Source organism: Corynebacterium humireducens NBRC 106098 = DSM 45392 (genome assembly GCF_000819445.1).
Classification (GTDB): Bacteria; Actinomycetota; Actinomycetes; order Mycobacteriales; family Mycobacteriaceae; genus Corynebacterium; species Corynebacterium humireducens.
Window position 1 is genome coordinate 2,460,144 of the sequence record NZ_CP005286.1, and the last position, 24,418, is coordinate 2,484,561.

18 protein-coding genes and 1 tRNA gene are annotated in these 24,418 nt (G+C 66.4%); 8 read left to right on the forward strand and 11 right to left on the reverse strand.

What is annotated here, in order from left to right:
• Position 1: 1 nt before the first annotated feature.
• The 4 genes from cas7e to cas3 are packed head-to-tail and all read right to left on the reverse strand — an operon-like array spanning position 2 to position 6,361.
• Entirely contained in the window at positions 2-1,135 is a 1,134-nt protein-coding gene (gene cas7e, locus B842_RS12035) for a type I-E CRISPR-associated protein Cas7/Cse4/CasC (RefSeq protein ID WP_040086907.1), read from the reverse strand.
• A gap of 23 nt (positions 1,136-1,158) precedes the next feature.
• Positions 1,159-1,788 carry a type I-E CRISPR-associated protein Cse2/CasB gene (gene casB, locus B842_RS12040; protein WP_040086908.1) on the reverse strand — a complete coding sequence of 210 codons (630 nt, stop codon included), beginning with the start codon at positions 1,786-1,788 and terminating at the stop codon, positions 1,159-1,161.
• Between the two features lie 12 nt (positions 1,789-1,800).
• The gene (gene casA / locus B842_RS12045) at positions 1,801-3,465 is read right to left on the reverse strand and encodes a type I-E CRISPR-associated protein Cse1/CasA (protein WP_245631405.1); all 1,665 of its coding nucleotides are present in this window, start codon (positions 3,463-3,465) and stop codon (positions 1,801-1,803) included.
• A gap of 43 nt (positions 3,466-3,508) precedes the next feature.
• The gene (gene cas3, locus B842_RS12050) at positions 3,509-6,361 is read right to left on the reverse strand and encodes a CRISPR-associated helicase Cas3' (RefSeq protein WP_169744864.1); all 2,853 of its coding nucleotides are present in this window, start codon (positions 6,359-6,361) and stop codon (positions 3,509-3,511) included.
• Between the two features lie 331 nt (positions 6,362-6,692).
• Between cas3 and B842_RS12055 the strand changes: the two genes are divergently transcribed.
• Both B842_RS12055 and B842_RS12065 read left to right on the forward strand, forming a co-directional pair.
• Positions 6,693-7,691, forward strand: a complete 999-nt coding sequence (locus B842_RS12055) for a Fic family protein (protein WP_052437931.1) — start codon at positions 6,693-6,695, stop codon at positions 7,689-7,691.
• Positions 7,692-7,740: 49 nt separating this feature from the next.
• Positions 7,741-8,948 (forward strand): IS3 family transposase gene (locus B842_RS12065; RefSeq protein ID WP_373277311.1). Its coding sequence is split into 2 segments (ribosomal slippage): positions 7,741-8,041 and positions 8,041-8,948, totalling 1,209 coding nucleotides; the frame shifts between segments, so codons are not numbered across the junction.
• Between the two features lie 232 nt (positions 8,949-9,180).
• Here B842_RS12065 and B842_RS12070 read toward each other — a convergent pair.
• The gene (locus B842_RS12070) at positions 9,181-10,494 is read right to left on the reverse strand and encodes an ISL3 family transposase (protein ID WP_040085205.1); all 1,314 of its coding nucleotides are present in this window, start codon (positions 10,492-10,494) and stop codon (positions 9,181-9,183) included.
• 102 nt (positions 10,495-10,596) lie between these two features.
• Positions 10,597-10,854 (reverse strand): hypothetical protein, encoded by a 258-nt coding sequence (locus tag B842_RS13780; RefSeq protein ID WP_156119520.1) that lies wholly within the window; start codon positions 10,852-10,854, stop codon positions 10,597-10,599.
• Between the two features lie 24 nt (positions 10,855-10,878).
• Here B842_RS13780 and B842_RS12075 point away from each other — a divergent pair, with 24 nt between their 5' ends.
• The 3 genes from B842_RS12075 (at position 10,879) to B842_RS12085 (ending at position 16,196) form a co-directional block, all read left to right on the forward strand.
• On the forward strand, positions 10,879-14,064 hold the full coding sequence (locus B842_RS12075; RefSeq protein WP_052437932.1) for a (Fe-S)-binding protein: 3,186 nt from the start codon (positions 10,879-10,881) through the stop codon (positions 14,062-14,064).
• Positions 14,065-14,293: 229 nt separating this feature from the next.
• On the forward strand, positions 14,294-14,923 hold the full coding sequence (locus tag B842_RS12080) for a DUF1707 SHOCT-like domain-containing protein (RefSeq protein ID WP_040086909.1): 630 nt from the start codon (positions 14,294-14,296) through the stop codon (positions 14,921-14,923).
• A gap of 16 nt (positions 14,924-14,939) precedes the next feature.
• Positions 14,940-16,196: a pyridoxal phosphate-dependent aminotransferase gene (locus tag B842_RS12085; protein ID WP_040086910.1), complete on the forward strand. Its 1,257-nt coding sequence runs from the start codon at positions 14,940-14,942 to the stop codon at positions 16,194-16,196.
• Here B842_RS12085 and B842_RS12090 read toward each other — a convergent pair.
• A complete protein-coding gene (locus B842_RS12090; protein WP_040086912.1) occupies positions 16,180-17,145 on the reverse strand; it encodes an LLM class oxidoreductase in 966 nt (321 codons plus the stop codon). The genes B842_RS12085 and B842_RS12090 overlap by 17 nt on opposite strands.
• 35 nt (positions 17,146-17,180) lie before the next feature.
• On the opposite strand from B842_RS12090, the gene B842_RS12095 reads away from it, so the two are divergent.
• Positions 17,181-18,407: a YibE/F family protein gene (locus B842_RS12095; RefSeq protein ID WP_040086913.1), complete on the forward strand. Its 1,227-nt coding sequence runs from the start codon at positions 17,181-17,183 to the stop codon at positions 18,405-18,407.
• Here B842_RS12095 and B842_RS12100 read toward each other — a convergent pair.
• Together B842_RS12100 and dcd are read right to left on the reverse strand one after the other, a co-directional pair.
• Positions 18,404-19,726, reverse strand: coding sequence for a UDP-glucose dehydrogenase family protein (locus B842_RS12100; RefSeq protein ID WP_040086914.1), 1,323 nt, complete (start codon positions 19,724-19,726; stop codon positions 18,404-18,406). The two genes, B842_RS12095 and B842_RS12100, sit on opposite strands and share 4 nt — an antisense overlap.
• A 93-nt stretch (positions 19,727-19,819) precedes the next feature.
• Positions 19,820-20,389, reverse strand: coding sequence for a dCTP deaminase (dcd, locus tag B842_RS12105; RefSeq protein ID WP_040086916.1), 570 nt, complete (start codon positions 20,387-20,389; stop codon positions 19,820-19,822).
• Between the two features lie 139 nt (positions 20,390-20,528).
• Here dcd and B842_RS12110 point away from each other — a divergent pair, with 139 nt between their 5' ends.
• Both B842_RS12110 and B842_RS12115 read left to right on the forward strand, forming a co-directional pair.
• A complete protein-coding gene (locus B842_RS12110) occupies positions 20,529-20,975 on the forward strand; it encodes a hypothetical protein (protein WP_040086918.1) in 447 nt (148 codons plus the stop codon).
• 66 nt (positions 20,976-21,041) lie between these two features.
• Positions 21,042-21,112, forward strand: a tRNA-Gly gene (locus B842_RS12115).
• A 309-nt stretch (positions 21,113-21,421) separates the two neighbouring features.
• Here the strand turns inward: B842_RS12115 and B842_RS12120 are convergent.
• A complete protein-coding gene (locus B842_RS12120) occupies positions 21,422-23,122 on the reverse strand; it encodes a VanW family protein (protein ID WP_052437934.1) in 1,701 nt (566 codons plus the stop codon).
• Between the two features lie 62 nt (positions 23,123-23,184).
• The gene (locus B842_RS12125; RefSeq protein WP_052437935.1) at positions 23,185-24,372 is read right to left on the reverse strand and encodes a glycoside hydrolase family 3 N-terminal domain-containing protein; all 1,188 of its coding nucleotides are present in this window, start codon (positions 24,370-24,372) and stop codon (positions 23,185-23,187) included.
• Positions 24,373-24,418: the final 46 nt, after the last annotated feature.

A 24,418-nucleotide genomic window follows, 5' to 3' on the forward strand; every position in this document is an offset into this window, starting at 1 on the left:
ATCAGGCACCTGCCTCTGCGATGGCCTCGCGGACCAGTCCGTCCAGCTCAGGCAGCGTGGTGGTCGTGGCGATGTCCTGGAAAGGCTCGGTGAGATCCCCCAGCCCCACGACGAATGCCCGGGCCGGCACGAAACCGTAGGCGGACTCGATGGACTTCTCCTCCTCGGCGAGCGCGCGGGCACCCGCCTGTCGACGCCCCTCGTTGCTGCCGGCGGCCACAGGGTTCTCGAAGGCGTTGACCAGGGAGATCGACCGGTCCTCACGCACCGTCACGTAGACCAGCTCGGGGAGCGTGTTGTGTGCGAAGGTGTTCTGCTTGCCGGTGGGCAGGCTGGTAATGAAGCTGCGCACGAACGCGACAGCAGCGGTGACAGCGGCCTCCCGGTCACCGAGATTCTCCGCCAGGGACTCCACGTCGAGGGTGGCGAAGCGGTACAGCGTGGAGGACATCATCTGGACGGTGCCCATCATGCCGGCACCGGTCTCGTCATGATCCTCGACGACGTCATCCACGGCCGTGAAGAAATCGAACTCCGGCTCGGACTCGTGGATGCCGATGGCGTGCGCCACCTGCACGGAAGCATCCACGTTGTACGCGGCATCATCGGCGACCATGCGTCCGAACATGGCGATGTCGACGCTGTGGTCGGTGTCGATCAGCTTCGCGACGTCCGTCTTCTTCAGGTTCTCCCCGTCCGCGTCCACGATGGCCTGGGCGAGGTTCTCGATCTGACGCGGGCTGAGGAACAGCAGGTACCCGGTCTGCTGGAAGATGCGGCGCTGCTCCTCCTCGCTGTCGGTCTCCTTGACCTTCGGCTCGACGAGCTTGATCTTGACCACCTTGAACGCCTGGGCAACGCGATCCTCGGCGCGGTCCTCCGTCCAGGCTTCGCCGCCGAGTTCCATGACCTTGTTCACCACGAGTTCAACGACATGCTTCGTGCGGTAGCCAACGCTGGCGGGGTCGAAGGTCTCCTCGAAGTCCTTGCGGATGGCGCGCTTCCAGGACTGGGAGGACACACGCTGGCGCGGAACGCCGCCGTAGACGGCGCTCTTCGGGGCACCGGTGTCATCGCGGTTGATCAGGCTGGGGGGAAGGGTCTGCAGGGCATGGATGTCGATGATGAGGGACATGATGTTCCTTTCGGGAGGTGAGGTCAGTTGTCAGAGGTGGTGTCGGAGTCTGCGGCGGAACGGAAACGCCCCATGGCGAAGTCGCGGCCCCATCGCAGGAGGACGCCGGCACGTCGGTCGTCGTAATCAAGTGCGCGCAGGTCGTTGGCGAACTGGGCGTAATCGAAACCCAGCTGCTCTCCCCGCAGGAGAGTGACCATGGACCGCGTGTGGTTGAGGCGGGCACGGGAGGAGCGGGCGAGCAGGAGGGCGTCGAAACGCGGTTTGAGGGACGCTGACTCACTCTGCGCGTACAGACGCCCACAGGCGGTGGCGAAGGAGACCCCGCGCACGTGCATGGGCCGGGTGGAGCTCTGCATGTGCAGCGCAAACAGCGTCAGCGCATGGAATGCGGCGGCCTCTGAAGGGGATGCCGCGTCCCCGTGTCCGAGCGAGTTCTCGTTCAGGGCCGGGCTGAGCACGAGCAGGGTCTTCTCCAGGGAGAGCGGATCCTGTTCGATGGGCTGCCCGGCGCGACGTCGCAGTTCCGCCAGCACTCCCCTGGCCTGCGCCTGGGCGCGTTCGCCCTGCTCTCCGAGAATCTGCGACTGCAGCCGCGTGGCTGTCGCGCCCACGGAGACGAACAACGTGTCGCGTTCCGTTTGTTGTGTCATCGGTAGTTCTCCTTAGTCTTCGGTGTCATCGGTGTCGTCGATGCGGTGGAGGATCTTCCTCAGTCGTCCCTGCAGCATCCGGTAGGCGGATCCTGCGGACAGGATGCGGGTGCCCGCACCGTCGGGACCACTGCTGATCTCCCGGCCGACCAACGCCTTCGGGCCGGCACCGCGCATGAGCTCTGCGGCACGCTCGAGGATCTGCTCCCTGACCTCCACCTGCCAGTCGCTGATCTGCCTGTCGGTGTCATCCGGGTCAAGTTTGCCCAGCCAGGTGACGAAGCGCGGCTCAATTTCCGCAAGGATCCCATCCGTGGGGTCCGGCTGGAACTCGTACATGCCGCCGGCTGCCTCCAGGAGGTGGCCCGCGAACTGGCCCAGCGCGATTGCTGCATCCCGGGTGGAAGCAGCGGCGTCGATGACCTCCGCGCGGAGGTCCGCGGCCTCGGGTTCCAGCAGGGCCACCGGCAGATCGATCCGCCCGGTGACCACCGTGGCCACGGAAGATTCATTGGGCCCATAGGAGACCGACACCATCTGGATGTCCAGGACCGGGGGCATCTCCACGTCTTCCGCGATCTCCGCCAGTTGCGAGAGATTCCGGGGGCGGATGGGTGCCACGTTCTTCCCGTCGAAGCCCGGGTCCCGGTCCAACGAGATGAGGGGCTCCAGGGAACGCCACATCGTCCGGTTCGGATCGAAGGGCTGGGCGTAGTGGACAACCTTCCCGCCCTTGGACTGGTTCTTGCTGAAGCGGTACGGCGTCATCGGGTCGTCCAACACGTTGGCGCCGGCATCGGGGATGCGGTCACCGTTGCTCACCAGCACGGCCGTCACCCGACCGTCCTCGACGAACAGGCGAACGCGCCGCCCCTGCCAGGTGGCCAGGTCGCTGGGCCCCTGCGGGCCCGCGGTCTCTCCCGCACCCTCCGGCTTGTCGATGTGCCTCTCCGCCGCCGTATCCTGATTCCTCTCCCAGACCGGCCGGTCGTTGGTATCTGTGAGAGCTTTCTGCGTGGTGTTGAGGAGGAGCGTCTCCCGCAGGTTCTTGCCCACGACCAGGGTGCCGCCGGTACGGCCGGTCCAGCCGGTGCCGATCGGATAGCCTCTGCCACCCTTGACGCGGGCATCACCGACGGCGCCCGACTTGATGCCGGAGTAGTCGTAGGCCTGCGCGTAAATCAGCCAACGGGCGGCCTCCGCCAGGTCAAGGGATTCGCGTGCCTCGCCGGCGCGCATGGTGAAGTACTCGTCCTCTGCCTCCGGGATGATCCTCTGCACCGGGAAACGCGAGTCCTTCGACGTGCGGAGATCCGCCACCTGCATGAAGGGCTTCTCGGGGTGCAGGAGATCGAAACGGTCCTGGTATTCATCCAGGTACTCGCTGACCAGCTGGTCCGGCCCGCCCAGTTCCTTGAGCCGCGCCTCAAACCATCCCGCATAGGTGAAGGTCTGTCCGGGGCGGACAAGTGTCTCCGGGTGATGTGCCCGCCAGAAGATCGCCAGCAGCACGCGGAGAACCGCATAGTTCTGGGTGGGGGAATCGCCGCGGATACTCCTGACCTCATGCTGTCCGTCGAAGATGTCGCGGATGCCCAGGAGCTTCTCGCTACCGTCGGCTAATTCGCAGTTGATCCACGGCTCGGTGAGCAGGGAATAGGTAGGTGGTGAACTCACATTGTCCTCTCAATAAAGCGCATTGTTGTGATTTGTATCCGATTCAGCGGTTTTGTTCTCGACTTTGGTGTTCCTCTCCGCCGACCATCTCCAGCCCGAGTTCGGACGTGTACCGAAGCCGGCCGCCATTCAGTTCCGCCTCACCGCCCTCGTTGAAGCGGAGCGCCACCTGCCCCTTGAGCAGGAAATGTCCGGTCCATCCGATCGGCGTCTGTTTCTCCAGTTGATCGATCACCGCATCAAAGTCAGAGGCAAAGCGGGTGAGTCTGGCCGGCAGGCGGATCACGGAGGAGGCCAGCTGAAATGCTGTGTCCCGGTCCAGCACATCGTCGTCGACAAGTTCGATGTCATTGCAGTCGGCGTCGGGTGTCGGCATGGGCCGGTACCCGTACTCGGTGTCGATGACCGGGATGACCTCGATCGTGGGATCCGTGTCGCGCACCTGCGCGACGCCGGCCTCCTCCCCGGTCGGGGTCTTCTCGTCCATGCCCCGGTGATACCTCCCGAACAGACCCTCGAGTTTGTCCGCCTGGTCCGGTTCCGGGATCTGGAATGCGCGGGCCCTCAGCTCCGCTGTCCCCTGATTCATCTTCAGCTGGGACTTCACCTCCGTGTACGTCTCCGCCCAGGCGGCCGGTGGCACAAAATCGGGAGAGTAGGTGCGCTGGACGAGGGCGGAGACGTCATCGGGGCGTCGGAAAGCTGTGGAGAGATTCGCCAACGTCGACATGAGAATGGCGGGCTCATACACGGCGGCGCATCCCCGGTCGAAGACCGGGACCGGATCCGTGGCCAGGAGGCCGCGGACGTAGACCTGCGGCTCACGCAGCGCGGCAGGACGGTCCTCCACGGGCCGCTCATGGCGGTGCATACGGCCGATCCGCTGGATCAGCAGGTCCATGGGGGCGATATCGGTGATGAGGGCGTCCGCGTCAATGTCGAGACTCTGCTCGGCGACCTGCGTGGCACAGATGATCCGCCGGTACGGGCGCCCCTCCCCGCGGCGGGAATCGGGGCCGAGAGCCTCCCGCAGCCGGTCCTCCTTGAAGGCGCGGTCCGAGGCCAGGAAAGCACTGTGGTGGAGCTCCACCTCTTCGGGGAAGGCCTGCGAGATCTCCGCGTACGCATCCTGTGCACGACGGACGGTGTTGCTGATGATCAGCAGGCAGCCGCCATCCTCAGTGAGCTTCTCGACGAGCCCCCGCAACTCCTCCAACCCGTCCGGCACGATCTCGATCGAGGCCTCGATGTCCGTCGGACGTGACTCCACCTCAATCTCACGCACCCCCTGCCCGTCGACCACGGTGATCAGCGGATACGCCTCGGACAGGTCCTCGGGGAACGTGTCCTGGGTCTCCGAACCGTAGGCCTCGACCAGCGCCAGCTTCGTCTCCTTGGGCAGCGTCGCGCTGAGCAGGATGACGGACACCCCATACCGGGCCAGCCACCGCAGCGCCAGCTGCAGGTAACTCTGCATGTAGAGGTCGTAGGCGTGCACCTCATCCACGATGATCACCTTGCCCGCCAGTCCGATGTGCCGGAGCATGGAGTGCTTCATCTGCAGGGCCATCATCAACACCTGGTCGACGGTGGCGACGACGAAGTCGGACAGCATGGCCTTCTTCGTGCCCTGCATCCACTGGCTGGCCACCACGGCTCCGTGCCCGCCGTCGGTGTCGGTGCCGATCCCGCCCATCCGCAGCTTCTCGAAGTCCGCCGACAGCATCTTCCGCGAATGGACCAGGTTCATCGAGGTCACGGTGTGTTCCGGCGTGTTGCGTGTGGCCCACTCCGCGACCCGGTGGAACAGTCCGTTCGCCGTTCCCATGGTCGGAGCCGCGAGCAGGAGCCCCTGCGCCCGGGTGTCAGCGGCGATACGCTGCCCGGCGGCCAGGGCGGCCTCCGTCTTCCCCTCCCCTGTCGGGGCCTCCACGATGAGCAGGCACGCACCGTCCACGTCGGACACCGCCTCGAACGCGGCCTTCTGCATCGGGCGCGCCCCGAAATGCTCCGGCCACCCGAAGGCCCGACGGTAGAACTCGTCCGTCCCTTCATCCGGTTGGTACTCCACCGCCCACGGGCGAGTGAGATCCACCGCCGCGAACCCGGAACGGACGCGCTCCGCCTGTGAACCTGATGCCACCATGGGGAACGCCTTCTCATTGGAGGCGATCCAGTCCGCCATGACCAGCAGACCCACCAGCCGCATGGTCACGTCAGCGTGGATCTGCTCCGGCAGCCGGGGCAGAACCTCCTCCACACCCGCCACCTGGGCCATCCCAGCGAGGATCTCCTGCTGCAGGGCACTCCATTCCTTCGGGTACCTCCGGAGGATCCTCGCCGCCTGATTGCGGGCCTCTCCTGTCGTGGCGATGCCGTGGTGGGCCCCGACCACCGCTCCGAGCGCATTCGCCACCCTTTTCGGGCAGCCCCGCTTCTGCAACCAGTCACTGACCAGCAGCTCACCGACGAGTCCGTGCTGGAAGTGTCGCGAGCCCTCCTCGACCTTCGACATCTTCATGGGCAGCCCGGTGGCCGCGATGTCGTCGACGATGAGCCTCCCGAGTTCGTCATGTTCAATCTGCCGCACGAACTTGAGCGTCGCCTTGGCCACGTCATGCGTGCCCGCCAGAAAAAGGAACAGCGTCCGCAGATCCGACTCCGCGATACCGGACTTCTTCTCCAGTGATTTCTTCACCGACTCCGCCAACCACTCATCCCACAGGACAGCGCCCACACAGGCCACGTCCCCCAGATGCTGGACGAGCGGCAGATATCCGAACTCATCGCCGGGTTTAGCCCACAGCACACGCAACTCAGGCGAAGAGGAGTCGATGAACTGCTCCACACGTTCGAAGAACGGCAGGTCCATGTCGGGTGCGACCAATAGGCTCATGTTCATGACGCTAGCTTCCTACACAAAACGTGTCAAGCGCTAGATCAAAACCATGTTTACAGTTATATTGATGCCATGCTTTACGAATCCCCCCTCGGCGCATTAGCGTTGCAGTTGGCCCGCGTCAGCCGGCATGAGCCATGCAACCATGGCTGTGAGCTACCGAAGCTCTCCTCTCCCCGCGTCAGCGGGGCTCTGCGGCACGCGGCCCCCAACTCGTCACACCAATTCGCCAGCAAGGTTAGCCCTTTCCCCGCCCCTCCCCACCCCCCGGTGTCAAAGATAAGCCTTATCCTTGACGCCCCTCGGGCGGAAGTGAAGGATAAGGGCTATGTCTGATTGGATAGAGAAGCACTGGCCCGGAGCCGACGGCCCCGGGCTGAGTCGCAGAGCCAGGATGGGAGGTCCCTATCGGGCCTTCCTTCCGGATCCGCTCATCACTCGCCGTATCAACATCCCGGCAGCTCTGTCCCGGAAGGCGAGTCACGTTGAACAGCAGATCCTCTCACTGTCCAACCGTGGCTCCCTCCACACCACAGGCACCGGCCTGGAGGGAATTTCCCGCTTCCTTCTCCGGTCGGAGGCCATTTCCTCCTCCCGGATCGAAGGCATCGCCCCGCAACCGGACAAAGTGGCCATCGCGGAACTGCGCTTAGAACCTGGGGCGCCTTCAGCAAGTGTCGCCCAGCTGGTGGCCAACAACGTAGCCATCCTGCAGCAGCTGAGTGAGAAAGTCCGACGTACAGAAACCATCGGTCTGGCCGAGATTATCGAAGCCCAGGAGCTCCTCCTCAGGAACCCGCGCATCAGCGGCATCCGGGAGACCCAGAACTGGATCGGAGGATCCGACTACTCCCCCATCGAGGCTGAGTTCGTCCCGCCTCCCCCGGAGGTGGTTCCCGGACTGATGGATGACCTGATCGAATACCTCAACGGTGCCACTCATGGCGCACTTATTCAGGCAGCGCTCGTGCATGCCCAGTTCGAGACGATTCATCCGTTCGCAGACGGCAACGGCCGCGTCGGCCGAGCACTCATTCACGTCGTCCTGCAGCGCCGCGGTCTGGTGGACTACCCGGTCCTACCTGTCAGCATGGTCCTGGGCACCTGGTCCGACCGGTATATCCACGGGCTCACCCGGTTCCGGGCACCTGATTCCGGGTCTGCCGGACTGAGTGAGTGGCTGGATGTCTTCATCTCTGCTGCTGAAGAAGCTGCCACGCAGGCGACACGGATCTCCCGTGAGATTGATGAACTCCGTGCTGAGTGGCGGGAACGTGTCGATGCCCACCGGAAGTCACAGGGCATGGACCTGACCCCTGTTTGGTAGACACCCGACAACCCGGCTTTCTGCCGGGGAAGAAAGGTAACCTGCCACCATGCCGATCAAGACCTACACCGAGGAGTTCCGCCGCGACGCGGTCGCCCTCTACGAGAACTCACCCGGGGTATCGATCAACGCCCTCGCCACAGAACTCGGCGTCAACCGCAACACGCTCCAGATCTGGGTCCGCAAATACGGCACCGGCGCCCGCACCAGCAGCTCGGATTCTTCCTCCAGCTCTGACACACCGACCGTGGTGACCGAAGCGGAACGCATCCGCCAGCTGGAACGAGAAGTTCGCAGACTCCGGGAGGAACGCGACATTCTGCGCAAGGCCGCGAAATATTTTGCGGAAGAGACGAACTGGTGATCCGCTTCCAGTTCGTTGACGACGCCCGGAACGACCATTCGGTTAAGCGGTTATGCGAGGTCCTCCAGCTCAATCGGTCCTCGTACTACAAATGGAAAAACACCTCCGCCACCAGGAAGAAACGTCTGCTCAGCGACGCGATCCTCGGCGCAAGGGTCAAGGCCGTGTTCACCAAGGAACGCGGATGCTACGGGGCGAAACGCATCACTGCGGAACTCAACGACGATTCGACCGCAACCCCGGTCAACCACAAGAAAGTCGCCCGCATCATGCGCTCGTTGAAGCTGTTCGGGTATTCGAAGAAACGCAAGATCACCACCCCGGTGTCCGAGGGAAAGAAGTCGGTTTTTCCGGATCTCGTGGGAAGGAAATTCACCGCTGAGCATCCCAATCGGGTCTACGTCGGCGACATCACCTACCTGCCGATCGCGGACGGGTCGAATATGTACCTGGCCACCGTCATCGACTGTTTCTCCCGTCGGCTGGTCGGCTTCGCGATCGCCGATCACATGCGCACCTCCCTGGTCCAGGACGCGCTGGTGATGGCGAAGGGACAGCGTGGAAGTCTAAAGGATGCTGTTTTTCACTCGGATCACGGAAGTGTCTATACCTCGCATGCGTTCCAGGACACGTGCGGGGAGTTAGGGATCCGGCAGTCGATGGGCGCGATTGGTGCCAGTGCTGACAATGCCTTGGCGGAGTCATTTAACGCCGCGTTGAAGCGCGAGGTCCTCCAGGACGCGAAGACGTTTACCAATCAGTTGCAGTGCCGGCGAGATGTTTTCCGCTGGTGTACCCGCTACAACACCACGCGTCGACATTCCTGGTGTAAATATCTCGCGCCAGCAGTGTTTGAGGAGCGGTGTCCTGTTATGCTGAGATCTGCTTCCTGATCACATCCCCTGTGTCTACTTTCCGGGGGTCGGGCCCCATGACCAGGGCACTGCGCAGTGATTCCATCGAGGCCTCCATCCTCGAAAGCATCCCTGACCACCCCCTCCTCACCGCTCCCGTAGCTGCGTCGATGTTCTCCACCTCTCGAACCGCAGCAAACAAGGCCCTCGATAATCTGGTGGACGCAGGGGTCCTCCGAAGAAAATCCGTGGGAAAGGGGCTCTTCACGATTTAGAGTGCGTTGATCCGGTTGTGTATCTGGCCGGAGTGGATCAGTGACCGCAAGATGTAGTGGTTGAGATTCCTGAACCCCAGAGCAATCCCGCGTAGATGCTCAAGCCGTCCGTTGATCGCCTCGACCGGACCGTTGGACGCCCCGATATCGAAGTACGCCAGGACATCTTCCCGCCGACGCCACAGGGTTCTCCCGAGTTGAGCCAGCTCCTCCAGACCTTTCGGCAAGCCTTTGCGCAGGGTGTTGATGATCCGGTCCATCAACTTCTTGCCCTCCGACTTCTTCGGATGCCCGTACGCCTGGATCACGTCCTGATAGAACATCCACGTCACCTCCAGGGCCACGTAGTCGTCATCGGTGGCCCACAGCATGTCCAGTCGCTGTTTCTGCCGCTCGGTGAGGTAGTCCGTCCTGGTCAGTAGCGTGCGACGGTGCTTGTACAGCGGATCGTCCTTGCGGCCCCGGCGTCCGGTGGTCTCTCGTTGGAGCCGTTGCCGGCATCCGGTGAGCTTGTCAGCTGCCAGATGGACCACGTGAAAGGGATCCATGACCTTGGTGGCGCCCGGGAGGACCTGGTCGACAGCGCTGGCGTAGCCGGTGAACCCGTCCATGGTCACGACCTGCACCTGCTCCCGGAAGCCAGGGTCGCGTTCCTGCAGCCACGTGCGCAGCACGTCTGCGCTGCGGCCTGGGCGGATATCCAGTAGTCGGGCCGGCCCACGTCCGTCGACCAGCGGGGTGAGGTCGACCAGGATCGTCACCAGGTTGGACGGCTGGCCTGGCTTTCGGGTGTGCTTCCAGACATGTTCGTCCACACCGAGGATCCGGACTCCATCGAGGTGGGAAGCATCGTCGTAGACGAGCTGGCGGCAGGCATCCAGTGCGACCTGGTTGACCAGCTCCCACCCGACGCCCAGCGCTGTGGCGGTCGCAGCCACGCTCATCCGGTCAATCGCTAGTCGCTGGAGGACCCAGCGGGTGACGCGGTGGGTGAGCTTGGATCGGTCATCCGCGCAGGCCAGTGAAGCCTGGAAGATCTTGCGGGGACAGGACGCCATCGTGCACAGGAATCTGGGGACGCGCACATGCAGGCGGGTGGGGAACCCCACCACCGGCAGGTCGACCAGAGTCCGGACCACGTGATCACGTTTCGTCCCGGGGTGTCCGCACTCGGGACAGGTGGTGGCCACGGCCACCGGGGTGGCGTCGATGATGGTGATGTTGCCGGCGTCAGCGGCTCCGGTGATGGTCAGGCCGATTTCTGCCGTGCGGCAGATGGTGTCGGCGACGAGGTTGCCACTAGGCTGCACAGTAGGGTCCTGGTTCGGTCAGATGGAAGCTTCGCAACTCTCATCTTGTACCGGCCAGGACCTCTACATGTTGTGCCACCCCGAACCCCACCCCGTGGTCAGCTACGCACTCCAAATCGTGAAGAGCCGGGAAAGGGAGTCACCGGGTTCCTGGCAGACGAAGTCTTCCACCTCATCACCCTCGCTGAACGTCGACTGGCCAGCACTCGGTTCGACACTCTTCATGCTCCACCCTCCGCCCGTGCGGTCCCACTTCCTCCCCAGTAGATCTCCCTTATCTTTCACCCCACCGCACCTCCCGTTCCGCTGCTCAGGAGGGGGATCAGTGGGGCGTCGATAAGCAGCGATCAGGGTGCTCACCAGTGCGCACTCTAGACTGAGCACATGTTTGCGGTTGACCAGGCAATCTCCCCCACCACCATCGTGTTCGGTGTCATCGGCCTTGTTCTGTCACTCCCCGTGTGGGGGCTTTTCGTGGCGGCGGGGCTGCGGATGTTCCGTTTCGTCCGTTCGGGGCAGCCGCTCCCGGCGGGTGACCGCACGGACAGGCCGCTGCAGCGTTTCTCCCGTGTGCTCGTGGAGGTGTTCGGGCACACGCACTTCAAGTCACGCCCGCTGGTCAATGTGGCCCACTGGCTGGTCATGGTGGGTTTCCTGTTCGGTGTGCTGGTGTGGTTCGAGGCGTACATCCAGACGTTCAATCCGGCGGGCGGGTGGCCGTGGCTGGGTGACTGGGGTGCGTACCGCTTCGTTGAGGAGGTGCTGGGTATCGGCACGGTCGCGGGTATCGTGGCCCTGGTCGTGGTGCGCCTGCGCCAGGGCACGAAGGAGCGTGGTTCGCGGTTCTTCGGTTCCGACCACACCGCCGCCCGCGCCATCGAGGCGATCGTCTTCTTCGAGGGCCTGGGCATGCTGCTGGTGAAGGCCGGCAAGATCGCCACGTTCGGCGGTGGGCACCCGGTCGCGGACTTCCTCTCCCGCCACCTGGCGACGCTGCTGCCGGCCTCCCCGACGATGGTGTCCGCGTTCGCGCTGCTCAAGCTGCTCGGCGGCATGGCGTTCCTGGCGCTCCTGGGGCTCAACCTCTCGTGGGGCGTCGGCTGGCACCGTTTCCTCGCCTTCTTCAACATCTACCTGCAGACCAACGCGGACGGCCGCAAGGCCACCGGCCGCCTGAAGCCGATGACGTCGGGCAGCAAGGTGCTCACCCTCGACAACATCGGGGAGGAGGACACGTTGGGCGTCGGCAAGCTGGGGGACGCCTCGTGGAAGATGCTTCTCGACGCCTCCACCTGCACCGACTGCGGCCGCTGCCAGGACCTCTGCCCCGCCTGGAACACCGGCAAGCCGCTCAACCCGAAGCTCCTAATGACAGACATCCGCGACGCCGCGTTCGGCAGGGAGTACGAGGGCGTCGACGTGCTCAGCATGGCCAACGTCATCTCCGACGACGTCCTGTGGTCCTGCACGAACTGCGGCGCCTGCGTCGACCAGTGCCCCGTCGACATCGAGCACCTCGACCACGTCGCCGACCTGCGTCGCTTCCGGGTCCTCGCCGACTCCGAGTTCCCCTCCGAACTCACCGGCCTGTTCAAGAACCTCGAGTCCAAGGGCAACCCCTGGGGCCGCAACCGCGCCGACCGCAACTCCTGGGTCGCCGCCGCGCGTGCCGACGGCATCCCCGTCCCCGTCGTCGGCGACGACATCCAGGACCTCAGCGACACCGAGTACCTCTTCTGGGTCGGCTGCGCCGGCGCCTTCGACGACGACGGCGTGCGCACCACCCGCGCCGTCGTCGAACTGCTGCACACCGCAGGCGTGAAGTTCGCGGTCCTGTCCACCGGCGAGACCTGCACCGGCGACCCCGCCCGCCGGGCCGGCAACGAGTTCCTCTTCCAGATGCTCGCCACCGAGAACATCGCCACCCTCAACGACGTCTTCGACGGCGTCCCCGCCGGGCAGCGCAAGATCATCACCACCTGCCCCCACTGCTTCAACACCATCCGCAACGAGTACCCGGATTTCGACGGCCACTTCGACGTCTTCCACCACACCCAGCTGCTCAACCGCCTCGTCCGCGACGGCCTGCTCACACCCGTCCCCCGCGGCCCCGAGCACCGCCGCCCCGTCACCTACCACGACCCCTGCTTCCTCGGACGCCACAACCAGGTCTACGACCCGCCGCGCGAGATGGTCGAGGCCGCCGGCGCCTCCCTCGTCGAGATGGGCCACACCCGCGAGGAGGCCTTCTGCTGCGGCGCCGGCGGTGCACGCATGTACATGGAGGAGACCATCGGCCGCCGCGTCAACGAGTTCCGCTCCGAGCAGGCCCTCGCCACCGGCGCGGAGGAGATCGCCACCGGCTGCCCCTTCTGCACCACCATGTTCACCGGCGGCGTCAAGGCCCTGGCGTCCCCTGACGCACCCGCCCCAGTCGTGCGCGACGTCGCCCAGATGCTCCGCGACTCCATCCTTATCGACGGCCACCTCCCACCCGCCCGCGAACCCCACTTCCTCGGCGAGGTGATCCGCCCGAGGCGTTCGCGTGGGAATGGCGCGGCCGGTGCTGATGCGCCGCTCGCGGGTCGCGACCTCGGTCTGACCTCCACGAAGAAGCCCTCCCCCACAACTCCGCCTGCGCCTGCCACGCCTCCGGCACCGGTCGCTCCCGCGGCGCCCAATGGTGTGGTTCCTCCTGCTCCGGGTACCGCTGTACTGCCTGCGCAAGGTGCTCTCGCGGTGCCGAATGTTGTAGTTCCGCCCGTCCCGGGTGCCGCTGTGCCACCCGCACCAGGCACGGCGGTTCCTCCTGCGTCGACCACGCCACCGGCCCCTGGTGTGGCCGTTCCTCCTGCGCCGGGTGCTGCTGTACCGCCAGCCCCAGGTACTTCCGTGCCACCCGCACCGGCCGTTCCCGCAGCACCAAGTGTTGTAGTTCCCCCAGCACCAGGTACCGCCGTGCCACCCGCACCGGCCGTTCCCGCAGCACCAAGTGTTGTAGTTCCCCCAGCACCAGGTACCGCCGTGCCACCCGCACCGGCCGTTCCCGCAGCACCAAGTGTTGTAGTTCCCCCAGCACCAGGTACCGCCGTGCCACCCGCACCGGCCGTTCCCGCAGCACCAAGTGTTGTAGTTCCCCCAGCACCAGGTACCGCCGTGCCACCCGCACCGGCCGTTCCCGCAGCACCAAGTGTTGTAGTTCCCCCAGCACCGGGTACTGCCATGCCTCCCGCACCGGCCGTTCCCGCAGCACCAAGTGTTGTAGTTCCCCCAGCACCAGGTACTGCCATGCCTCCCGCACCGGCCGTTCCCGCAGCACCAAGTGTTGTAGTTCCCCCAGCACCAGGTACCGCCGTGCCACCCGCACCGGGCACAGCTGTTCCGCCGACACCGGCGGTGCCACCCGCCCCAGGCGGCGCCGTGCCACCCGCCTCGGCGGCTTTCGCGTCGCCAAATGTTGTAGTTCCACCCGCACCTGGCTCCGCAGTCCCGCCGACGCCGGCAGTCCCACCGGCACCGGGCACCGCGATTCCGCCCACGGCTGAGAAGAACGACACAGAGGAAAGGTGAGGGACTGGGGAGCGGGGCTCGTCGAGAAGCTCTCTGTTTACACGTGAACCCCATGAGTCACAGATCGCGACCTGGGGAAACACAAAGGGTCACGGAAGTTGACGTGGAATCGGAACCTTCCAGCACCACAACCCCCGGCCGAAAGCCCCGCCCCAACCCCCAACCCACTCCCAAAAGATCAGGGCTTCCCCGGAGGGTACTTTCAGGCTGCATCAGTAAGCTTGACGGCATGAGTATGAGGTACCCGACCCCCGGACCGAACATGAGGCTGAGCGACGCCGAGCGCAGCGCCGCCATGTCGACGCTGGGCCGTGCCTTCGCGGAGGGGCGGCTCTCCATTGACCAGTACGACGAGCGTTGCCAGAAGATCGCGCAGGCGGAGTTCCAGCGTGACCTGGATCCGCTGTTCAGCGACATTCCACGGTTCAGTGGTCAGGCGACGGGGCAGGTCGACAAGTTGTATTCGGCGCAGGAGATCGAGGCCGCGTACCGGGAGGGGCGCAACATCCGCCTGGGCCTCCTGGGGCTGTCGACGATCGGCACGGCGGTCGCCTCCGGGCTCCTGCTGACGGTCACGCCGGCTGCGGGCCTGCTGTGGCTGATCATCCCGACGGTGTGGATCATGTTGTACATCATGAAGGTGGGGCCGAAGTCGTGGTATGTGCCGAGTGCGCGGGCCGTCGACAAGCAGCGCCTCAGGGAGCTGCGGACGACGGAGCAGCTGCGCGCCGTGGAGCTGCGCCTGGCGAACCAGGAACAGCTCGAGGCTCTGAGGGCGGAACGACGCGCCCAGACGGCTGAATTGACGAACAAGGCGATGGGATTCGTGAACAAGGCGTTGGAGCGTGGCAAGAAGTAGTGGCAACATGTAGTCCATGAGTGAGACCGACTCCCCGACCCCTATCCGCCGACGCCCCCGTACCTTCGATCAGTCGAACAAGATGAAGGACGTCCTGTATGAGATCCGCGGCCCGGTGTCGGCGGAGGCGGAGCGGCTGGAGGCGGACGGTCACCACATCCTCAAGCTGAACACCGGCAACCCGGCCACGTTCGGCTTCGACGCGCCGGACGTGATCATGCGTGACATGATCGCCGCGCTGCCGACCGCGCAGGGCTACTCGACGTCCAAGGGCATCATCCCGGCCCGTCGTGCCGTGGTCACCCGTTATGAGCTCGTCGAGGGTTTCCCGGACTTCGACGTGGAGGACGTGTTCCTCGGCAACGGTGTCTCCGAGCTCATCACCATGACGATGCAGGCGCTGCTCAACGACGGTGACGAGGTCCTCATCCCCGCCCCGGACTACCCGCTGTGGACCGCCGCGTGCTCCCTGTCCGGCGGTAAGCCGGTGCACTACCTGTGCGATGAGGAGGACGACTGGAACCCGTCGATCGAGGACATCCGTTCCAAGGTGACGGAGAAGACGAAGGCGATCGTCGTCATCAACCCGAACAACCCGACTGGTGCGGTGTACTCGCGTGAGATCCTGCAGCAGATCGTGGACATCGCGCGCGAGCACGAGCTGCTCATCCTCGCCGACGAGATCTACGACCGCATCCTCTACGACGACGCCGAGCACATCTCCCTGGCCACCCTGGCCCCGGACCTGCTCACCATCACGTACAACGGCCTGTCCAAGGCGTACCGCGTCGCGGGCTACCGCGCCGGCTGGATGGTGCTCACCGGCCCGCAGGACCACGCCCGCGGCTTCATCGAGGGGCTGGAGCTCCTCGCCGGTACCCGCCTGTGCCCGAACGTGCCCGCGCAGCACGGCATCCAGGTGGCGCTCGGCGGCAAGCAGTCGATCTACTCGCTGACCGGCGAGGGCGGGCGTCTGCTCAACCAGCGCAACGTCGCGTACCAGAAGCTCAACGAGATTCCCGGCGTGAGCTGCGTGAAGCCGATGGGTGCGCTCTACGCCTTCCCGCGTCTGGACCCCAACGTCTACGAGATTCACGACGACGCCAAACTCATGCTCGACATCCTCCGCGCCGAGAAGATCCTCCTCGTGCAGGGCACCGGCTTCAACTGGCCGACGACCGACCACTTCCGCATGGTCACCCTGCCGTGGGCGTCGCAGCTGGAGAACGCCATCGAGCGGCTGGGCAACTTCCTGGTCAGCTACAAGCAGTAGCGGCGAAATCCGGGACGACGTGCTCGATGAGTTCCTCGAGCACCTCGTCCGCCGGGCGTGTCCCGCGCTTCAGGCCGAGGATGCAGTGGTCGACGCCCATCGCCTCCAGTTCGTGGAGGATGCGCACGAGCGGCCGCGCGCCGACGGACCAGCCGAACTTGATCGGCCCGGGCTCCGCGTCGAGGTCGGGGTGCAGGTCGAGGGCGATGTTCATGCCGAAGGGCTTGTCCACCCCGTCGCGCCACTCGGCGAGGTACTTCTGCTGCGTGGGCAGGGGACGGTGGTAGGTGAGGTGGGCGTCGGCGTGCTCGCGGTGCCACTCCATCGACTGCAGGCATGAGCCGACGGTGAGCACCGGCGGGCGCACGGCGAGGGGCTTCGGCACGATGTCGCCGCCCCACATACGGCCGCGTGACCAGCGGATTCCCTGGTTCTCGGTGGTCCACGCCTGGTCCATCACGTCGAGGTTCTCGCGGAACACGTCGGCGCGGGCGCCCTCCTCGAGACCGAAGGCCTTGTACTCGACGGGCCGGTCGCCCGTCGCGATGCCGAACAGGAACCGCCCGCCCGACAGGTGGTCGACGCTGGCCGCCTCCTTCGCCAGATGCAGGGGATGCCGCACGGGAGCCACGACGGCTGCGGTGCCCAGTGCGATCTCGCTTGTCGACGCCGCCAGGTACCCCAGATACGGGAACGGGTCCCACACCTGCCCCACGTCGCCGAAGTCGGCGACACGCAGCGGGATGTCGCGGAGCCAGGCCGTCGCGAAGCCGCCCTCCTCGGCCCGCCGGATGAGCTCGACCTGACGCCCGATGTCCACCGCAGGGTGCTCGGCGCTGCCCGCGACCAGCGGCAGCGCGATCCCCAGGGTCAGGCGGCCGCGCGGGAACGTCCGCCGGAAACCGGGCAGAGTGGTGACGGGTGCGTCGGACAGGGAGAACGGGGACATACCTCCTCATGCTATCGGGACTAGGGTTTCTCTACATGGGAAAACACCGCAGCTCAGGCACCCCCGTCTCTCCCTGGCGGCGGATACTCCTCGGCTTCCTCGTCCTCTCCCTCCTCGCCACCGTGTTCGGGGTGTGGCGGCTGTGGCCACCGGCCGGGGAACCGCAGGTGAGTGAGGAGTTCGCCACCACCTTCAACCTCAACCACACCCAGGTCAGCGGCACCGTCGAGCTTGTCGACGCCACCGCCTGCTCCTCCCCCTCCACGGGGAGGGCCTTCGACGGCTCACCCGTCGTCCCCCTGGAGCAGTCCGGGCAGGAGTGTGAGCGCTCTCTGGTGACCATCACCTCCGGCCCCGACGAGGGGCGGCGCACCCAGCTCGTCCACTACGGGCTGCCCGGCGAGCCGCACCTGCGGGAGGGCGATGAGGTGCTGCTCACCGCCACCGACGGACCGGAGGGCACGACCTACACCTTCGGCGACTACCAGCGTGCGGTCCCACTGGCGGTGTGGGGTGTACTCATCGCGCTCATGATCGTGGTGTTCGCCGCCTGGCGGGGCGTGCGCGCCCTGGTCGGTCTGGTGGTCACCCTCCTCGGGATCGGGGTGTTCCTCCTGCCGGCGCTGCTCCACGGCCGGGAGCCGCTCGCGCTGGCGGTGGTCGCGGGTTCGGCGATCCTCATGGTGGTGGTGCCGCTCGTCCACGGAGTGAACTGGAAGTCCGCCTCCGCGTTGGCGGGCACGCTCATCGCCCTGGCGGTGGCCGCCGGGCTGGCGCGGGCCGCCATCGGCACGACCCACCTGCGCGGCCTGGGTTCCGACGACAACCTCACCATCCTGCTCTACCTGCCGGACGTGTCCATCGTCGGTCTGCTGCTGTGCGGATTCATCATCGGCGCCCTCGGCGTGCTCAACGACGTCACGGTCGCCCAGTCCTCCACCGTCAACGAACTGGCGGACCTCGACCCCGACGCCTCCCCGTGGCGTCTGTTCCTCGGCGCGATGAAGGTCGGGCGCGACCACATCTCCTCGATGGTGTACACCCTGGTGCTCACCTACACGGGTGCGGTGCTGCCGATGCTCCTGCTCATCTCCGTGGCGCAGCGCCCGCTCACGCAGACGCTCACCAGCGACATCGTCGCCACGGAGCTGCTGCGCTCCGGCATCGGCGCCCTGGCGCTCACCCTCGCCGTGCCGCTGACCACGCTCATTGCGGCGTGGACGGTGCCGGAGAGGGCCGGGCGGGCGTCGACAGGCGTCTAGAGGGTGCGGCCCAGGGCGTGGATGTTCCAGCCGGCGGCCTGCCACTTGTCGACGTCGAGCACGTTGCGCCCGTCGATGATCGTGCGACGCTGCACGAGCTCACCGACGACCTCCGGGTCGAGGTCCCGGAACTGCTGCCACTCCGTGGCGAGCACGACCAGCTCCGCACCCTCGAGGGCCTCCTCGACGGAGTCGGTGTAGCCGAGCGTCGGGAAGACCTTGCGGGCGTTGTCCATGGCCTTCGGGTCGTAGACGGAAACCTCGGCGCCCGCCAGGGACAGGGAACCCGCCACCGACAGCGCCGGCGAGTCGCGCACGTCGTCCGAGTTCGGCTTGAACGCCGCGCCGAGGACGGTGATGCGGTGGCCGAGCAGGTTGCCGTCGCACAGCTCACGGGCCAGCTGCACGACACGGTCGCGGCGGCGCATGTTGATGGTGTCGACCTCACGCAGGAAGGTCAGTGCCTGGTCGGCGCCCAGCTCACCGGCACGCGCCATGAAGGCCCGGATGTCCTTGGGCAGGCAGCCGCCACCGAAGCCGAGGCCCGCGCCGAGGAACTTGCGGCCGATGCGGTCGTCGTAGCCGATGGCGTCGGCAAGTTTGGTCACGTCGCCGCCCGCGATCTCGCAGATCTCCGCGACGGCGTTGATGAAGGAGATCTTCGTGGCCAGGAACGCGTTCGCCGACACCTTGACCAGCTCGGACGTCACCGTGTCCATGACCAGGAACGGGGTGCCCTCCGCGATCGACTTCGCGTACACCTCACGGGCGACCTCCTCCGCGCGGGTCTCACCGCGACGCACACCGAGGACGATGCGGTCCGGGGAGATGGTGTCCTGCACGCCGTAGCCCTCACGGAGGAACTCCGGGTTCCAGGCGATCTCGACGGTGGTGCCCGGCTTCGCCAGCTCATCGGCCAGCTTCTGCAGCTCATCGGCGGTGCCCACCGGCACGGTCGACTTGCCGAAGATGATGTGGTCACCCTCCAGCAGCGGCACCAGGTCCCTGATCACCGCGTACACGTAGGTCAGGTCCGCCGCGTAGGAGCCCCGCTCCTGCGGGGTGCCCACACCGAGGAAGTGCACGTTCGCGAAGTCCGCCGCACGCTGGTAGTCGGTGGTGAAGTCCAGCCGACCGGACTCCAGGTTCCGGGTGAGCACCTCCGGCAGGCCGGGCTCGTAGAACGGGACCGTGCCCTCGCTGAGGGAGTCGATCTTGGCAGAGTCCACATCCACGCCGAGCACCTCATGGCCGAGCTCAGCCATGCAGGCCGCGTGGGTCGCACCCAGGTATCCGGTGCCGATGACAGTCATACGCATACCGGTTATTGTTACTGCTCCCGAATGAACGCAGGCTGAACTGGGATTGAATGCCACTTCCGGGGGTAGAGAACGGGGGACACCCCGCCCCGGCTACTCCGCCGGGAAGTTCAGGTACGCCCGCGACGGCGTCGGACCCCGCTGACCCTGGTACTTCGACCCCAGGGAGCCTGTGCCGTAGGGCACCTCCGCCGGGGAACTCATCCGGAACAGCGCCAGCTGTCCGACCTTCATGCCGGGCCACAAGGTCATCGGCAGGTTCGCGACGTTCGACAGCTCCAGCGTGATGTACCCCGAGAAACCCGGGTCGATGAAGCCCGCGGTCGAGTGCGCCAGCAGCCCCAGGCGTCCCAGCGAGGACTTGCCCTCGAGGCGACCGGCGAGGTTCGGCGGGAGCGTGAACTTCTCCAGCGTGGAGGCCAGCACGAACTCCCCCGGGTGCAGCACGAACGCCTCCCCCTCCTCCACCTCGACGAGGCTGGTCAGGTCATCCTGCTGCAGCTTCGGGTCGATGTGCGTGTACTTCGAGTTGTTGAACACCCGGAAGAACCGGTCCATGCGGACGTCCACGCTCGACGGCTGGATGTTCGCCGGTTCGAAGGGCTCGATCCCGAGGTCACCGGAGTTGATGGCGGAACGGATGTCACGATCTGAGAGAAGCACGGTCCTGAGTGTACGTGACGACGCCCCTCCGCTGGCCCACTCGATCACATGTACTAGTTAGCGGACATTGATGTCCTGGGGGCCCGTTAATGTCCGGGCTGTTCCACCAGTTCCTGTCTCTCGAACCGAAAGGTCCATCATGACCCGTTTCACCCGCGCCCTCACCGCCTCCGCCCTCGCGCTCACGATGGTGCTCGCCCCGACCGGCGTCGCCCACGCGCAGTCCAGCTTCGGCATGTCCTCGGCGGCCACCCAGAACTCCACCGAGCAGCGCCTGCGTGCCGCCGCCGAGGGAGCGATGTCCCGCTCCGGCCACCGCATCAACGAGTCCGCGGCCCGCCAGGCGCGGACCATCCTGAAGCGTGCCCTCTCCGGGGACTTCATCTACTTCAACGGCCAGGCCACCTACTTCGCCCCCGACTTCAGCGGCGGCGCCGTCATCTACCGGATCCCCAACTCCGACGTCGAGCGCGTCATCAGCGAGCTCGAGACCGGCTCGGCGGACTTCTCGTTCTCCGCACCGAAGGGCTTCGCCGCGGGTTCCGACGACACCCACCACTACCTGGTGGAGTACACGCTCCTCTAGACCAGGCGTTTCCTGACCGACCCCACGCCAGTGCTACACTTGTCCGGTAGCTCGTCATGAGCGACTGCCGGCGTAGTTTAATGGTAGAACTGCAGCTTCCCAAGCTGCTGGCGCGGGTTCGATTCCCGTCGCCGGCTCGGTCTGGAAACAGCCCCCCACCTGGATTTTCAGGTGGGGGGCGTTTTTCCGTCTCAGGGTCGGGGTAGCAGGACATGGAGTGCGGGAAGTAGGCCGTCCTGGCGCAGGTCCGATTCCTGTCGCCGGCATCATTGCTTTCCGGGGCCCCTGTGCTCACCTACCGCAGGAGGCTCTCCGCCACGAGCGCGGAGGCCCGCACGGACCCCGCCGACCTCGCCGCGTGCCCCGCAGTCTACTGCCGGGCGACGAAGTCGGTGAGGTGCAGCTCGTTGGTGGGGGTCACCGGCGCCCGCTCCCGCACGGGTTCATCAGACACACCGGACGATCGGCTGCGGATCGTACCTGGTGGTGATGGTCTCCCGGGAGATCTCGTTGCCGGAGAGGTCCCGGATGATGCGGGTGTCGGAGGTGGTGAAGCCGGGGATGCCGCCCGAGGGGATGCAGTCGGAGCCGGAGACGGTCTGCTGGCGGGGCTGCGTCGGGGCCCAGCGGCCGCCGTTGACGGATTCGACGGTGACGGTCTTCACGCCGGTGAGTCGGACGGTGACGTCGCCGCCGCCGACGGCGGTCTCGATGCGCACCGGGTACTGCGAGTTGTTGCGGAACTGCAGGTCGATGGCGCCCTCGAAGACGGTGGCCTCGCGTCCCGCGGGGTAGCGGGAGATGTAGTAGCTGTGCGGGGTGTGGGCGACGTCCTCCATGCCGGCGAAGTAGGCGGCGTTGTAGAGGGTGGTGGCGAACTGGCTGATGCCGCCGCCGACGGCCTCGCCGGCGCGGCCGTTGATGATGATGCCGGACTCGACGTAGCCCTGGGCTGCGCCGCGGGGGCCGGTGTAGCCGTTGAGAGAGAAGGTGTCGCCGGGGGCGACGATCGCGCCGTGGACCACGCTGGCCACCTGCGCGATGTTGACGCCGGAGGCCGCGGAGTAGCCGGAGGTGGTGAACTCGCCGACGACCTGGTCGAAGGTGGCCACCTCGGCCATCTCGGTGGTGAAGGTGGCGGGCTCGTCCTCGTAGACGGCGTCCCACTCGCGGTCCGCGGCGTCGGCGGACAGGAGACGCTTCTCGACGCCCTCGAGCGTCGTCTCCCAGTCGAGCTTCACGCCGTCGACGCTGGGGGTGATCTGGCGGGAGCCACCGGAGAAGTTGATCTGTGCGTTCTGCTTCTTCGCCTCGGTGTCGGCGAGGGTCTCGTTGAGGATCGCCTGCGCGGCCTCGAGGTCGAGCTCGGTGCGCAGGGCGCGTCCCTCGGGGACGAAGGTGACCACCTCGCCCATGCGGGCGGGTTCGATGACGCCGTCGATGTCGTCGCGTCCGTGGAGGGTGAGCGGGCCGGACACCGCGGCGGCGGCGTCGCCCTCGGCGGCGGCCTGCACGGCATCCCTGCCGATGGCGGGCGGGGTGATGTCGGCGTCAACCTCGACGCCGCTGGGGTCGAGCCAGTCGGTGGTCACGCGTTCCCGCAGCTGGGCGGGGTCGATCTCCTGGCCGTTGACGGGGTCGGTGACGTCCACGCGGCCGTCGGCAAGCGTGACCACGCCGTCGGCCGGCTCGGCGGTGAGGTCCGCGTGCAGTCGTTCCAGCTCGGGGGCGAGGGCGGCGTCGTCGACCAGGGAGACGATCTCGGCCTCGCGGCCGGACCCGAGGATCCCCTCCAGGCGGGGGAAGGGGTTGAGCGGTTCGGTGCCAATCTGGGCGACCGTGTCCGCGAAGTCGATGCTCAGTCCGGCGGAGGCCGGGATGAACTCGGTCTCCCGGTCGCCGGCCTCCACGCGGACCGGCTGGTTGACCGTGTCGCCGAGCTCGCGTTCCAGGGCAGCCTGAGCCTCGGCGGGGCTCATCCCGCCGATGTCGACGCCGCCGACGGTCGTGCCGCGCGGCACGTCACCCTTAGTCAGGGCGTAGTCGACGCCGTAGACGATTCCGAGGAGCGCGAAGAGTCCCACGACCACCCCGAGGGCGATCCTGAGTCCATTTCCACCCTTGTCCTGGCTGTTTGACTGACTCACAAGTCACACATTAGTGGCCGGGGTCATCTTTGCCTACTTTCGGCGGCCTACCGACCGGTCATTCACGCACCGGTGCGCAGGAGCTGAAGCTGGACGCGGTAGGCGGCCTCGTCGAGACGCTCCGTGGGGATCTCCCCGCGCGTGACGGCCTCGTCGAGGGCGTCGATGGCCGCGACCAGGGCCCCGCCGGAGGAGAAGAGCGGCTGGTCGACGCCCGCCCGGACCGCCGCGACCACGGCCTGCGGGAGCGTGTGGCTGTCGGTGATCGCGCGCATGCCGGTGAGGTCGTCGGTGTAGGTCAACCCGTCGAAGGGCCGCCCGCCCGGGTAGTCGCCGCTGCGCAGCAGCCGGTAGACCGCCGGATCGAGGCTCGAGGGCGTGCGCCCGTCGCCGAGGCCGGGGACGACCATGTGCCCGACCATCACCGCGCCGTCGACCTGCGGCAGGGCCGTCGCGTAGGGAGGCAGGTCATGCGCCAGCACCTGCTCCAGCGGCGGGGTGACCGCCAGCTGGTGGTGGGTGTCGCCGCTGGCCTGGCCGTGGCCGGGGAAGTGCTTGAACACGGGGGTGATGCGGGCGGCGGCCAGGCCCCGCGCGAACGCCGCCCCGTACTCGCCGGCCTGCACCGGGTCGGTGGAGAAGGAACGGTCGCCGACGACCTCCAGGCCGTGCGCGTCGACGTCGAGCACCGGCGCGAAGTCGACAGTCACGCCGTGCCAGCGCAGGACGTTGCCCAGGTCGGTGGCGTACCTCTCCACCTCCTGCGGGGTCATCTGCGTGGCCATCTGCCGCGGCGAGAGCCAGGAGCCGATGACGTGCTCGTGCCGCTGGACGCGTCCGCCCTCGTAGTCGATGGACACGGAGAAGGGCCGGCCGACGGCCTCCCGCAGGGCCACGATGTTGCGGCCCGGCGTGGTCAGCAGTTCGGGGTTCGCCCAGCTGGTGATGAAGATGCCGCCGACGCCCTGCTGCAGCTTCCACAGCGCGTCGTCGTAGTTGTCCACGCCGACGACCATGAGCGACGCGGCCTTCGCACGCTGCTCCTCCGGCACGCGGTCACGCGCGACGTCCTCCGGGGTGGGCGCGACGCTTGTCGACGTCCCCGAGCTCGTCCCCGTGCTCGTCGCCGGGGAGGAAGCTGCGGTGGTCGCCGAAGCACTCCCGGCGGGGACCGGGTCCGGCGTCGTCCCGGTGCAGCCGACGAGCCCCAGGGACAGGAGTCCGGCGAGCAGGCCGGCAGACGTGTACATATAACGGAGGGACCTCACGAGACGCACCCTAACAGGGTGCCCGCGG